The following is a 14,183-nucleotide window of genomic DNA, read 5'->3' on the forward strand; positions in this document are numbered from 1 at the left end:
ATTCAGCAATTACTTAAAAAATAGCAGATATTCGCTATTATGAATGCTTAATAAAATAATAATAAAAAAAGGACAACACTAATGCACAGCGGCAAAGGGGTGTTGGCAAATAACCGCTTTCGGCAACCTGCTCAAATTACACTGAAGTCAAACGACGGGTACCAGACGTTGAACATAACGTTAGTTGGACAGCAGTACCCGGACTATTTGATTCTGGAGCTTTCCCGACAGTATCGTTGGCAAGATATTCTGCCTCAGTTAAAAGCCAACAAAACATTTGCTTTTACAACGGTGGCTGCCTCGGGTGAACAAGTGACCGGAACGGTCGACTTATTGAGTATGGCGCAATTTCCGCAAAAGTTGCTGTTTGTCAGCTATCCTCGAGAAGCGAACATTCAGTCATTGCGTGCGTCCCCCCGTATTCCTGTTAATTGTAATGCCGAGCTTCAGTTACATCACGGGTACGGTAAGGGAAACCGACTCGCAGGAACAATTGTTGACGTATCGGGGAAAGGGGTCGGCTTTCAATACAAGGGCACTCAGCCGGCGTGTATTGACGATACAGACGACTTGCTTGCCAGTGTCACGGTGATGAGTTCTGAGTCCGATTTTTCGCTCGGACCTATGCATGTAAAAAGCCTGGACGTAGCAGGGCCTGAGGTTTGGCAATTCGGTTTAGCCTTTAAAAATAAGCCCGACGACCTGCAAAATTTGTTAGGCAAACTACTGATGGCATCCTCGGAAGTGAAAGCGTTATTAAGCGATAACGATATTGGTTTTGAAACATCGGATAACACTTTACAAGCCGAATCTTAGTCGGTACAATTCAGCACCAATTTAAGCCAGTAGCGGCTAATTTTTAATCAAATAGATAATTTATCCGAGGTGATGTTTTAATGCCAGTCGTAAAAGTGAAAGAAAACGAGCCGTTTGACGTAGCATTGCGTCGTTTCAAGCGCTCTTGTGAAAAAGCAGGTGTTCTGTCAGAAGTTCGTCGTCGTGAACACTACGAAAAGCCTACTGCAGAGCGCAAGCGCAAGAAAGCCGCGGCCGTAAAACGTCACGCTAAAAAGCTGGCTCGTGAAAACGCTCGTCGTACTCGTTTATACTAAGAGCGTTTAACGACAATTTGAGTGTTCACTTTTTCGTAAAGTGCTGGAAGCCGTGACTTGTTGTCGCGGCTTTCGTGTTTCTGTTGATTCTTTAACTCTGAGACTGAGACGGCAATGGCAGGCTTGATCCCTAAAAGCTTTATTCACGATTTACTCGAAAGAGCAGACATTGTTGAAGTCGTTGACAGCCGTGTTCCGTTGAAAAAAGCGGGCAAGAATCACCAGGCCTGCTGTCCCTTCCATAACGAGAAAACGCCGTCGTTTACGGTTAGCCAGGACAAACAGTTTTACCATTGCTTTGGCTGCGGTGCTCATGGCAACGCTATCGACTTTTTGATGGAGTTTGATGGATTGCAATTCCCGGATGCTGTCGAAGAGCTTGCTGGCTTAATGGGAGTTCAGGTGCCCAGAGAGGAACCGGAAAACCCGCAGGCGGCGCAACAAAAACAGCAACAAACCCAAGACGATACGGCACTTATGAGCCAGGCGGCGCGATTTTATCAGCATCAACTGAAACATCACGCACGCTCAGATCAGGTTATTGGTTATCTTAAGAAGCGTGGCCTGAGTGGAGAAACAGTTAAGCGTTTTCAAATAGGCTACGCGCCAGACGATTGGGACAGCTTGCTGAAAACGTTTGGGCAAGGCGCGAAACAACGCCAACAGCTACTTGAGCTGAAGCTCATTAATCGTAATGACAAAGGTCGACATTATGATTTTTTCCGTGACCGGGTGATGTTTCCTATTCACGATCGGCGTGGCCGGGTGGTCGGCTTTGGTGGGCGAATTATCGAAGGTGACGGACCAAAATATTTGAACTCCCCAGAGACTCGGCTGTTTCATAAAGGCAGTGAGCTGTATGGGTACTGGCACATGCAGCAAGCAGCACGCCGGCCTGAACAAGTGGTGGTTGTTGAGGGTTATATGGATGTGGTTGCTTTGTCTCAGGCGGGTATCAATTACGCCGTCGCTTCGCTAGGCACAGCAACAACAACTGAACAGTTACAGCGTTTATTTCGTACCTCGCCGCGCGTCGTTTGTTGCTACGATGGCGACCGAGCGGGGCGAGACGCCGCCTGGCGAGCCTTGGAAAATGCGCTGCCGTTATTAAAGGACGGTCTGGATATGGCTTTCTTATTCCTGCCTGAAGGGGAAGATCCAGACTCCGTTGTTAGAGATAAAGGCAAAGAAGCGTTTGAGCAGGCTTTAACTCAAGCAAAACCCTTTACTGATTACTTTTTCGAGCACCTTCAAGAGGGTATCGATGTCAGTACAGATGCCGGTCGATCGCAGTTGCTAAGCACAGCTAAACCTCTTATTGAAAAAATAGCCAGCGGTTATTATCGCGACTCATTAATGCAGAGACTTGCCGAAGTATTACGTCGCGAAACGTCTCAGTTAGAACGTCACTTTGATAAGCCGAGTTATAAGCGACCAGCCTCAGAAGCTATTAAGATGACGCCTATCAGAAAAGCAATTTCTTTATTGCTTCAGTATCCGCAGTTGGGCACTACGATTTCGGTAAAAGAAGAGCTACAAGGACTGCAACTGAGCGGTATTGACCTGTTTATTGAGCTCCATAAGCAGTGTGCGAGTAGAGCAATGACGACAGCGCAAGTGCTGGAAAGCTGGCGTGACAGTAATTATTATTCAGCACTACAAAAGCTCGCATTGTGGGAGCATCAGCTTGATGACGAAAATATCGAACAAGAATTCTCTGATATTTTCGTTTATTTGATTGATCAATACTTCGAGCAAAGAGCAAACGCCCTCTTGAAAAAATCGCAAGAGGCCGCATTAACTAAGGTAGAACGGCAAGAATACCAAACAATTTTGCAGTATTTAAACAAGGCAAAATAACACACGATAATCAGCCTTTTCTAGCGTAAAAGACTGAATTCTGTTATACTGTTTGGTCATTTTGGGTATTCTACATTCACAGTCATGGGTGGAAAGTCTGTATGCAGCAGAGTCGGCAATCGCAACTGAAAGTACTTATTGCGAAAGGCAAAGAGCAAGGTTTTTTAACTTTTGCAGAGGTTAACGATCACTTACCTCAAGAAATTGTAGATTCCGATCAGGTTGAAGATATTATTCGCATGATCAATGACATGGGTATCCGTGTGTTTGAAAGTGCGCCCGATGCCGATGACTTGATGATGGCCGAAAGTGCTGCCGATGAAGATGCTGCGGAAGAAGCTGCGCAAGCCCTGGCGTCTGTAGACAGTGAAATAGGCCGAACGACTGACCCAGTGCGTATGTACATGCGCGAAATGGGAACCGTAGAGCTGCTGACTCGTGAGGGCGAAATTGATATCGCTAAACGCATTGAAGAAGGTATTAACCAAGTTCAATGTTCCGTGGCGGAATACCCCGAAGCCATTAATTTCCTGTTAGATCAGTGGGACTCTTACGAGGCTGAAGAGCTGCGTTTAACTGACATTATTTCAGGTTTTATCGATCCGGAAGAGGTCGATGAAGCGCCTGTTGCTGCTACTCACGTTGGTTCTGAGCTACCAGACGAAGAGCTGGAAGACGAAGATGACGACGGAGATGATGACGAAGAAGAAGAGTCAGATACTGGTATTGACCCGGAATTTGCGCGTGCCAAATTTACTGAGCTGCGTGAACAATACGAAGCGACTCGCCAGGCAATCGCCAAACACGGTCGTGACGGTGCGGACGCTCGTGTTGAAATTGATAAGCTGAGCGATCTGTTCAAGCAGTTCCGCCTAGTGCCTAAGCAGTTCGATCGTTTAGTAAAAGATATGCGCTCAATGATGCAGCGCGTGCGTGTGCAAGAACGTATTATTATGAAGTTAAGCGTTGAACAAGGCGGCATGCCTAAACGTGACTTCATGAAAGCCTTTGCCGGCAATGAAAACAGCATGGCGTGGGTTGATGCGCAAATCGGTTCGGGCGAAAGCTATGCCGGAACAATGAAAGAAACACGCGACGAAATTGAGCGTTGTGTGAATAAGCTGGTCGATGTTGAAAAAGAGACCGGCTTAACCATCGGTAAAGTTAAAGAAATTAACCGCCGTATGTCTATTGGTGAGGCGAAAGCCCGCCGTGCGAAAAAAGAGATGGTGGAAGCCAACCTGCGTTTGGTTATTTCAATTGCGAAGAAATACACCAACCGTGGCCTGCAATTCCTAGACTTAATTCAGGAAGGTAACATCGGCTTGATGAAAGCGGTGGATAAGTTCGAATATCGCCGTGGTTACAAGTTCTCTACCTATGCTACGTGGTGGATCCGCCAGGCAATTACTCGTTCAATTGCGGACCAGGCTCGTACGATTCGTATCCCGGTTCACATGATTGAAACCATCAATAAATTGAACCGTATTTCGCGTCAAATGTTGCAGGAAATGGGCCGAGAGCCGCAGCCGGAAGAACTGGCTGAGCGCATGATGATGCCGGAAGACAAAATTCGCAAAGTTCTCAAAATTGCAAAAGAACCGATTTCAATGGAAACCCCTATTGGTGACGACGAAGATTCGCACTTGGGTGATTTCATTGAAGACAACACGCTGGACTTACCTATCGATTCGGCGACGTCTGAGAGCTTGCGTAACTCAGTGCGCGAAGTGCTCGGCGGCCTTACCGCTCGAGAAGCGAAAGTCTTGCGTATGCGTTTTGGTATTGATATGAATACTGACCATACTTTGGAAGAAGTTGGTAAACAGTTTGATGTAACTCGTGAACGAATTCGTCAAATTGAAGCCAAAGCATTAAGAAAGCTTCGTCATCCAAGCCGCTCTGAGCAGCTTAAATCGTTCTTGGATGAGTAAGATATTCTCTGACACAGGAGGCAGCATGGGTAATAACCGTGACAATTGGCCGAAACGTATTATTGACTCGCATTTGCATATTTACGATGACGAGTTTCCGCTAATTGAAAACCAAGGTCATATCCCTGAGCCTTTTTATATTGATGATTATCGGAATTTAACACGTGGCCTGCCTATTGAAGGCGGTGTTATTGTGTCGGGTTCATTCCAGGGCTTTGAGCAGCGTTATTTGAAAGCCGCACTGGAAAATTTGGGTGACAACTTTGTAGGCGTGACCCAACTACCAGGCTCTGTGAGTGATGAAAAGATTCAGCAACTGAACGAGCACCGCATTCGTGGCGTTCGTGTGAACCTGAAGCGTGGTGTTCACCGCGACATTGAAGGTATTGTTGAATTTGGTAAGCGTATTTGGGATTTAGCGGGTTGGCATTTGGAAATTTACGTCGACAGCCGCGAGCTTGACGACATGGTGCCTACGCTGCTGAAGTTACCAAAACTTAGCGTTGACCACTTAGGTATGGCTAAGTCGGGCTTGTCGCAAGTGCGTCGTTTAGCCGAAGGTGGCGTAAAAATTAAAGCCAGTGGTTTTGGTCGCACAGAAGTCAATGTGGCTGATGCTGTTAAAGCGCTATATAAAACTAACCCAGATGCTTTAATGTTTGGCACCGACTTACCAGGTACCCGCAGTAACCGTTCGTTTGAGCCTTCGGACATTACAACCATTGTGAATGCGTTGGAAAGTGCCGACGGTGGTGCAGATGCTGTTGATAAAGTGTTTTATCAAAATGCACGCGACTTCTACCAACTTCCTTAATAAGAGCGAGTGACGCAACGTGCAGTCACTCGCAAGCCACACCCGTACTAATCGCTGGTTCGCTATCGCTATTATTGCGATAGCGATAGGTGGTCTGCTGCTGACTTATTGGCAGTCATCCGGTCAATTAATCAGTCGAACGACAAGTAGCCTTGAGCAAACCTGCGCGGCTGTTCAGCGAACTGTTAGTAACCTCTATCCCTCTTCTGAAAGTAAGCAGCAAGCGGTTAGTAACCCCGAGCTTTTGTATCAGGCTATTAGCGAGTCTATTCGCAATAAGGAACACACGCTTGGCGGCTTTTGGCACATTGAAAATGGATTCATGGGCTACGCGGTAGCCTCTTCACGTGGTAACTCGCAAGACAGCCAGTTAGCCGGAGCTGTCCAACTGGCTATAAGCTCCGCAGCCCGAAAGGCAATTGCTGATAATAAAGCTGCTGCAAATGTCACTGAGCAGCTGCCTATACGTGTCGTGGTGGCATGTCCGGAAAAACAGCACGCTGGGCTTGCCATATGGCTTAGTCATCCCATACAGCCGGTACAGAATTATTTTAGTGTCACTGCAAGCGTGCTATTTGTGTTGCTGGCATTAATTGGTGTTGCCATTATTGTGCGAGAGTCAGCGTTTAATCGGCGTTGGCACAAAGAGCGTGATCGCATTGTGAATGACGCTGAAGATACTAGTAAAGCCGTTTCTGTGACCTCTGAAATAGGTGAAATACAGCCTTTCCTTCTTTTGTTGTATCAAGCACGCCAGCAAGTACAGGCTGCTGAGCGAGAACTCGAGAAAGAAGCTGACAAGCTTCGCCTTGCCTCTGAAAAAACCTTAGCCGGTCGCATGGCACGTTCAATGGCGGCATTAGCTTTGAGTAATTTGGAAAATATCGAGAAACGGTTAAGGGACAGTGATAGCGCTGAATTGAAATCTAAAGTACAAGAGCTTGTGAGCTTGTTTGAAGCCTTCTCACAGCTGTCGCCAGACATGCAGGGGCTTGATAAAAGCGACCTCGAGTTAGAGGCCTGGCTGCAGGATATTGCGGATTATCATGAAAGCTTTTCAGGTGAGAAGAACATTACCGTAACTTCTATTGTCGACGATAATATTCGTGTCACGATAAGCCCATTAGTGTTTCGTTTTGTTTTTGACTTCCTGCTTCGGCATGTCGTGAGGTTTATACCGGTTAACTCCGAAGTGCTGATACAGGCAAATATTGAAGGCGACTTTGTGAATGTGTCCGTGTGCGACGAAAGTAACGGCGTAGCCAAGAAAAACTTAGGTGCTATGTTCGATACCGATGACGTAAACCCGGACGCTTACGGCGTTGGCTTAAAAGTGATCAAAGACGCAATAAAAAGTCAGGGCGGCGACATAAATTACGAAAAACTTGAAAAAACATCGCGATTTAACGTGCTGATACCCATGACAAAAGGGTAAAAAGTTCGTATAATCTGCGCCGCTTTCAAGCATTCCAACCAGAAATGGCCCCTTAGCTCAGTGGTTAGAGCACCCGACTCATAATCGGTTGGTCCGCAGTTCAAATCTGCGAGGGGCCACCACTCTGTTTATTCTCTATCTAAATGCCCTAACATTGACCAAAGTCACTTATACTGCCAGTTATGCCGATTAAACAGTGCATCAAAAGTTGTACCATGCCTGCACATCATTAAGAATTTAGGTCAGTATCATGTCAGTTGATATCAATAATCGTTACGGGCTAAACCCTGCGCACAGTGAAGTTATAGAAGCATGTAATGCGATAAAGCCTTGTAAAGCGCTCGATATGGGCTGTTCAAATGGGCGTAATGCGTTGTACCTGAGTCAACTCGGTTTTGATGTAACCGCAGTAGATAATAACCCTGACGCCATCAATATGTTGCGGCAAATTGCCAGTGAAGAGAACCTCGATAATATCGACGCCCGCATCTACGATATTAATGATGCGAAGCTAACTGACGAGTATGGATTGATAGCCTGCACGGTAACGCTCATGTTCGTTAACCCGGCAAACGTGGATGAGGTTATTAAAAATATGCAATCTCATACTCAGCCAGGCGGCTACAATTTAATTGTTTGTGCGATGGATACCACTGAGTACCCATGCCCGGTTCCGTTTCCTTTTACCTTTCAAACAGGGCAGTTGCGCAGCGCATACGAGGAGTGGGAATTACTCAAGTACAATGAAGATGTCGGCACTATGCATAATGGTGCAACACTTCAGTTTGCAACGATGCTGGCGCGCAAACCGGCCGAATAAACGTGTTTAGACACGACAAACTAGGTAAGGAGCTATTTATGAAATACCGTCAGAAAGTTGGTTATATCAGTTTAGCGTTGGCGACAATTGGTCTGTCTTTAAGTACATTAGCTGCGGATCCTGTTACTCCGAATCTTACCGATAAGCTAAGCCGACTATTAAAACAAGAAATGCGCTCGGTTCAGTCTGCAATGGCCACTATCCATGTTTCTATGGTGACCGGTGACCATGAACAGGTCGCAACTCAGGCTCAACAGATACATGACAGCTTCATACTGAAGCAATCTCTGACGAAGCAGGATAAAAAAGACCTAATGTCGGCCGTTCCGAAGGGCTTTGTGAAGCTGGATAAAGACTTTCACCGACTAGCAGCAGGGCTGGCTGAGGCGGCGAAAGACAAAGATACTCAAAAACAATATGAACTTTATAACGAAATGACGGGTAGCTGTATTGCTTGTCATAGCAAATATGTATCTGATCGCTTTGATGGCTTAGCAGAGCAGTAACTCTTGTGAGTATTCCGGTGGCCAACATACTTTGGGCCACCGGTCAGTAAGGGCTCTGCTATCGCTTTTCCCGCATCAGTGAGATCTAAAAGTCATAGCTTAACGACAAGCGGATGTCACGGCCGGCTTCATAAGGACCAACGACGGTAGGGAATACCTCGCTGTAATCACCAACACTTGAATGGTCAATGTAGAGCTCGTCTAATAAGTTCGTCACTGCTAGGTTAACCGACAAGTCGTTAGTAATATTCCAGTTACCGTAAATATCAAGTACGGTATAACTGGGTTTATTCAGCGTATATAACGAGTCGGCCCAGCCATTTTCGAGAGCTTGGTGCAGAGTCTCGATACGAATATCATTCACGTGCGTTACGTTAAAACCAATGCTCACATCACGGTCAAGAAAGTAATCGGCACCAAGTACCAAGGTACTACCCCGAGTATTACCTAAACCATTAAACTCATATCCGTTTAAATCAACAGAGCCGTAGTTGCGACTATAGATTTTCACGTGGTTTGAGCTCGGCGTCTGCATTGGAGAATCCCAAATACATATCAAGGCTGTCCCACCGGTAGGCCATATTGAATTCAACACCGGTTGATTCGACATCACCAATATTGTTGTAAATTGATGCGCCGCCAAAACCACTGAAGATCACGTCGTGAATGGTTGACTGATAAACACTCAGCTTGGCGTTTAAGCGACTCGCACTGTATTCAATTGACGTCTCGATATTTTCAACGGTTTCTGGCACTACATTACTAACAACGACAGGCACGTCAGACCCGTCGTAAAGGTATTCATCTAACGTAAAGCCGTCACCAATTTCCTTTCCACGAGCGGCTTCAGCGTAGCTTAACCCCAGCTTCCAGGCGTCATTGATTTGGTATGAAAGGCCTGCGTTCAGGCTTAACTCACTGTCATCTAATCCGGCTGCAGAGTCAGTTACTGGCTCGCCATAGTACTCATCAATAAGAATGCGCTGTTGAAAATCATAATTGTCGTAACGCACACCATAACTTAGCAAAAGGTCGGCTGTGATATTACTGTGTGCTTGCGCATAAATGCCCATTACGCTGCTTTCTTCCGCGTTTTCTGCCGGGCCGTTTGCGGGGCCGCTTTCGACGTCGTCTTTACGGTAGTCGACGCCATAAGTGAAGCTATGATAAAGCGTGTCTGTGGTGTTTCGGACGTCGAAACCTTGCGTGTCGATGTCAGCAAGCCAGTCAAAGCGCCCGCCACGAAATGACGAGCTGGTTTGATAAGCCGTGGCCTCTAAATAAATCCATTCGCTATGGTCAAACCGATAATTTGCAACGTAGGTGTCGCGTTTTGCTGCACTGGGATACAGCGGCGTGCCCTCTGGAACAAACCAATTGGGCCGAGCGGAAAATTGACCTTCTTCATCGCGTTGTTCGAAGCTTAACGACACATAATGTTTATCTGTTACTTCGCCGCTGGCTTTGAGAAAAGCGAGATCTTGGTCTGCGGCGGTACCGTAAATTTTATTACCGTTGCCGTCTTCCATGGTGTTGCGATCAACCGTGCTGTAATAGCCTAAAAGACCAAAAGACGGGTTCAGTTTACCGTATAAGGTGCCACTGTATCGAGTTCCGTCATTGGAGAAGTAACTCGCCTTTAAGCGGCCGCCGAACTGCTCGTTTTCATTTAATAGATCTTGTGCATCTTTTGTTTTAAAGCGAATAGCACCACCAATAGCACCAGGCCCACTGGTGGCTTCACCAGCGCCTGCCTGCACATCAATTTGTTTTAGTAAGTCGGGGTCTAAGGTGACACGACCAATATGGTGAAAAAGGGTAGAGGTTTGTTGGGCTCCGTCGACGGTGACATTCAGATAGGCGTCTTCAAGGCCGCGTATATAAATTTTCTGGGCAACGCCCACTGAGCCACCTACGCTAACTGAGGGCGATTCGCGAAAAATATCAGCAAGATCGTTTGCCTGGAATTGTTCGATATCTTCTGCAGTAACACTAAAGTTGGTTGCGGCGCCCACCACCGAAATTCGTTCAATAGCACTTTTGTCTGGCTGCTTTTGCTCTTCCGTGCTATTGGTTTCAGCCGCTTTTACAAAGCCTGTACCACTCATCATGACGCATGCCACGCCAGTTAAAACGAACTTATTCATTATTCCTGCCTTCCTTGTCCTTTCCGATAGCGAATAGCTATGTTGTTTAAGTTAGAAAACATATTAATGATAATGGTTCGTATTTGCAATTTGTTTTGGTCACTTCCTTCGTGTCATTAAACTGCAATGAAAACCCGTCTAAAATGTAACAATCCCAAATGAATGAACCTTAACTAGGTGTGAACATGGCAAACCAATTGGTTAGAGAGACAGGTTTAGGTGGTGCATTAATCATTGGTCTGGGCTCTATTCTGGGAACTGGCGCTTACGTCAGTGTTGGTCTAAGTGCGACCATAGCCGGTGACATGCTGGTTTGGGCCATTATATTAGCGGCATTAACCGCGTTGTTTAATGGGTTGTCTTCTGCACAGCTGGCAGCAGCACACCCTGTCAGCGGTGGTACGTATGAGTATGGCTATCAATTTTTGAACCCAGCCAGTGGTATTATTGCCGGTGGACTCTTCATTGTGGCGAAAAGCGCTTCGGCGGCGACCGCTGCGTTGGCGGTGGCGTGGTATATCAGTGCCTGTTTTGATGTGTCTGAGACAGTAGTCAAAGCGGTTGCTCTGGGTCTTTTGTTGCTCTTTACGGTATTCGTATTGTCCGGAGTGCGCAGAACCAACTGGCTGAATATGCTCTTGGTTACCGTCAGTATTATTGGCTTAATTGTATTTATTGGCGTCGCTTTAGGAAGTGACTCAGCATTACCTGAAACAACGAACGAGTTTGCTTCAACCAGCCATTTGTCGCTTTTCCACGCGGCGGCTTTAATGTTCGTTGCATTTACCGGCTACGGACGCATAGCCACAATGGGGGAAGAAATAACCGACCCCAGACGCAATATTCCCAGGGCGGTGGTCTTGACGTTAGCGGTGGTTAGTGCGTTATACATTGCTGTTGGTTTGGCTATTCTGCATGTAGGGGGCCTTAATACATTTGAAGAGAGCCACTTCAATATCGCTAACCTAATCAGTGACTCTCCGTGGCAGTGGGTGGTCATTGTCGGCGGAATACTAGCTATGGGCGGTGTCGTTTTAAATCTTTTACTTGGTGTCTCGCGTGTCATTTTAGCTATGGGGCGCCGCGGCGACTTGCCTCGCTTTTTAGGTGGCCTTGATAAAACCAATAAATCGGCACCTGCAGCAACCTGGGTAACCTTTCTTATTATGGGCATTATCGCCGCCCTCGGAGGCATCGAATCCGCCTGGACATTAAGTGCGTTCACCGTACTTATTTACTACGGCATCACGAACATAGCGGCTCTGAAAGTCAAGAAAGAGCAGCGTTTTATTCCTAAATTTGTGTCGGTGTTCGGACTAATAAGCTGTTTTGGGCTGGTCGGGTTAGCGGCTATTGCTTAGCCGCTCTTTCAGCCCGAGCACTATGTAGCTTTTTATAGCTGTCCAGCAGTTTCAGGTGACGGTCGATGCCTTCCAGTTGCATATTGGTTGGCGTCAGGCCGTAAAAGTGTGTGGTGCCTTGTACAGAACCTATTACTGCCTCAATGACGTCTTCACCGTACATACGCCCTAAATTATAGCGGTAATCGCCCAGCTCTAATTCGTCGTCGAGGGTGATTTCCAGCACGGCTTCCACAGCCCGATAGAACAGCACCCGCTCTGGTGTGTTGTCATTATACTGCAGGAACATTTCAACGTATTCTTGCGCGTCTTCATGACGTTGCAATGCTAAATAAATGAGCAATTTAAGCTCTAAAATAGTGAGCTGCCCCCACTCGGTATTTTCATCAAACTCAATACCGATAAGAGTAATAATGTCCATGTAATTGTCGAGCTGGCTGTCTTCCAGGCGCTCGACGAGATCTTCCAGTTGCTCGTCTGACAGGCGGTGTAGGTTCAGAATATCCTCGCGGTATTGCAACGCGATATTGGTGTTATCCCAGACGAGATCTTCAACTGGATACACTTCAGAATAATCGGGCACCAAAATCCGGCACACTGGCGCACCTAAGTCTTCGTGCACCATGATGTAGGCTTCTTTGTCGAGTTCGTTCAGAATGCCAAACAATAGGTTGGCTTCCTCTTCGTTGGTCGGAGCTGCAAAGTCCCACTCGACAAATTCAATGTCTGACTTGGCACTAAAGAAGCGCCAGGAAACGACACCCGATGAGTCAATAAAGTGTTCGACGTAGTTGTTTGGCTCGGACACCGCCATCGAGTTAAAGGTTGGTGGTGGTAAGTCGTTCAGCCCTTCGAAGCTGCGACCTTGCAACAGCTCGGTAAGGCTGCGTTCTAACGCGACTTCAAAGCTTGGATGCGCACCAAAAGAGGCAAAGACACCGCCGGTACGCGGGTTCATCAGCGTCACACACATGACCGGGAATTGTCCGCCAAGCGAGGCGTCTTTCACCAACACCGGGTAGCCTTGCTCTTCAAGCGCATTAATGCCTGCGACGATACCTGGGTACTTATTCAGCACCTCTTGCGGCACGTCGGGCAGAGTAATTTCTTCTTCAATAATTTGTTTCTTAACAGCCCGCTCAAAAATTTCTGACAAGCACTGTACTTTGGCTTCGGCCAATGTATTGCCGGCGCTCATACCGTTACTTAAGTACAGGTTTTCAATAAGGTTTGACGGAAAATAAACCGTTTCGCCATCGGAATGGCGCACAAACGGCAGTGACACAATGCCTCGATCGACACGTCCTGAATTGGTGTCAATTAAGTGAGAGCCGCGTAGTTCGCCTTCAGGATCATAAAACTCGCGCGTACGCTCATCGAGTATCTCGGCCGGCAGTTCGTCATTTGGCCCGGGTTGAAACCATTTTTCTTGCGGGTAATGAACAAAGTCGGCGTTAGCAATCTCTTCGCCAAAATACTGGTCATTGTAGAAAAAGTTGCAGCTTAAGCGCTCAATAAATTCACCCAGTGCCGAGCACAAAGCACTTTCTTTGCTGGCGCCTTTGCCATTGGTAAAGCACATGTGTGACGCGGCGTCACGAATATGCAGTGACCAAACGTTTGGCACAATGTTGCGCCAGGACGCCACTTCTATTTTCATGCCCAAGTCAGCCAGCAGCTTGGTCATGTTATGAATGGTGTCTTCTAGGGGCAGGTCTTTGCCTTCAATGTAGGTTTTTTCGTCACCGCTGGGGTCAATGGTGAGAAGTGCCTGAGCGTCCTGCGTTATGCTGTCCACAGCTTCAACGTCAAATGCCAGTTCGTTCTCTATCACTCGCTTAACCGCGCAGCGTTCAGCGGCACGAATAATGCCTTTGCGATCTTTCTCGTCGATGTCCGCCGGCAGCTCAACCTGAATTTTAAACAGCTGTTGATAGCGGTTTTCAGGGTCGACAACATTGTTCTGGGAAATGCGAATGTTCTCGGTTGGAATGTCGCGCGCATCGCAATAAAGACGAATAAAATGCGCCGCGCACATGACCGATGACGCTAAGAAATAGTCAAACGGACCGGGTGCTGAACCATCACCTTTATAACGAATGGGTTGGTCAGAAATGACGGTGAAGTCATCAAACTTCGCCTCAAGGCGCATGTTTTCGAGAAAACGAACATTGATTTCCATAGAGAGGGACTT

Annotated in this window: 10 protein-coding genes, 1 tRNA gene and 1 pseudogene; 10 read left to right on the forward strand and 2 right to left on the reverse strand. The window is 47.0% G+C overall.

What is annotated here, in order from left to right; all coding sequences use genetic code 11:
- The first annotated feature begins 81 nt into the window (after positions 1-81).
- The 9 genes from CWC33_RS07710 to CWC33_RS07750 all read left to right on the forward strand — a co-directional run bounded on the left by CWC33_RS07710 (position 82) and on the right by CWC33_RS07750 (position 8,481).
- Positions 82-816 (forward strand): PilZ domain-containing protein, encoded by a 735-nt coding sequence (locus CWC33_RS07710; protein ID WP_100691465.1) that lies wholly within the window; start codon positions 82-84, stop codon positions 814-816.
- Between the two features lie 80 nt (positions 817-896).
- The gene (gene rpsU, locus CWC33_RS07715) at positions 897-1,112 is read left to right on the forward strand and encodes a 30S ribosomal protein S21 (RefSeq protein WP_006954239.1); all 216 of its coding nucleotides are present in this window, start codon (positions 897-899) and stop codon (positions 1,110-1,112) included.
- A gap of 114 nt (positions 1,113-1,226) precedes the next feature.
- Positions 1,227-2,972, forward strand: coding sequence for a DNA primase (gene dnaG, locus CWC33_RS07720; RefSeq protein ID WP_100691466.1), 1,746 nt, complete (start codon positions 1,227-1,229; stop codon positions 2,970-2,972).
- 101 nt (positions 2,973-3,073) lie between these two features.
- The gene (gene rpoD, locus CWC33_RS07725; protein WP_088767472.1) at positions 3,074-4,906 is read left to right on the forward strand and encodes an RNA polymerase sigma factor RpoD; all 1,833 of its coding nucleotides are present in this window, start codon (positions 3,074-3,076) and stop codon (positions 4,904-4,906) included.
- Between the two features lie 25 nt (positions 4,907-4,931).
- Positions 4,932-5,720 (forward strand): amidohydrolase family protein, encoded by a 789-nt coding sequence (locus CWC33_RS07730; protein ID WP_058577032.1) that lies wholly within the window; start codon positions 4,932-4,934, stop codon positions 5,718-5,720.
- Between the two features lie 19 nt (positions 5,721-5,739).
- Positions 5,740-7,155, forward strand: coding sequence for a sensor histidine kinase (locus CWC33_RS07735; protein ID WP_100691467.1), 1,416 nt, complete (start codon positions 5,740-5,742; stop codon positions 7,153-7,155).
- 46 nt (positions 7,156-7,201) lie between these two features.
- Positions 7,202-7,277, forward strand: a tRNA-Ile gene (locus CWC33_RS07740).
- A gap of 128 nt (positions 7,278-7,405) precedes the next feature.
- Entirely contained in the window at positions 7,406-7,975 is a 570-nt protein-coding gene (gene tehB, locus CWC33_RS07745) for a tellurite resistance methyltransferase TehB (protein ID WP_100691468.1), read from the forward strand.
- A 38-nt stretch (positions 7,976-8,013) separates the two neighbouring features.
- The gene (locus CWC33_RS07750; protein ID WP_100691469.1) at positions 8,014-8,481 is read left to right on the forward strand and encodes a cytochrome c; all 468 of its coding nucleotides are present in this window, start codon (positions 8,014-8,016) and stop codon (positions 8,479-8,481) included.
- Between the two features lie 85 nt (positions 8,482-8,566).
- On the opposite strand, the pseudogene CWC33_RS07755 reads toward CWC33_RS07750, so the two are convergent.
- Positions 8,567-10,628 (reverse strand): annotated as a pseudogene (locus CWC33_RS07755) (TonB-dependent receptor domain-containing protein).
- A gap of 185 nt (positions 10,629-10,813) precedes the next feature.
- Between CWC33_RS07755 and CWC33_RS07760 the strand changes: the two are divergent.
- Positions 10,814-11,989, forward strand: coding sequence for an APC family permease (locus CWC33_RS07760; RefSeq protein ID WP_100691470.1), 1,176 nt, complete (start codon positions 10,814-10,816; stop codon positions 11,987-11,989).
- Here the strand turns inward: CWC33_RS07760 and CWC33_RS07765 are convergent.
- Entirely contained in the window at positions 11,979-14,171 is a 2,193-nt protein-coding gene (locus tag CWC33_RS07765; protein WP_100691471.1) for an OsmC domain/YcaO domain-containing protein, read from the reverse strand. The genes CWC33_RS07760 and CWC33_RS07765 overlap by 11 nt on opposite strands.
- Positions 14,172-14,183: the final 12 nt, after the last annotated feature.

It is taken from the genome of Idiomarina sp. X4 (genome assembly GCF_002808045.1).
In the GTDB taxonomy this organism is placed as follows: Bacteria; Pseudomonadota; Gammaproteobacteria; order Enterobacterales; family Alteromonadaceae; genus Idiomarina.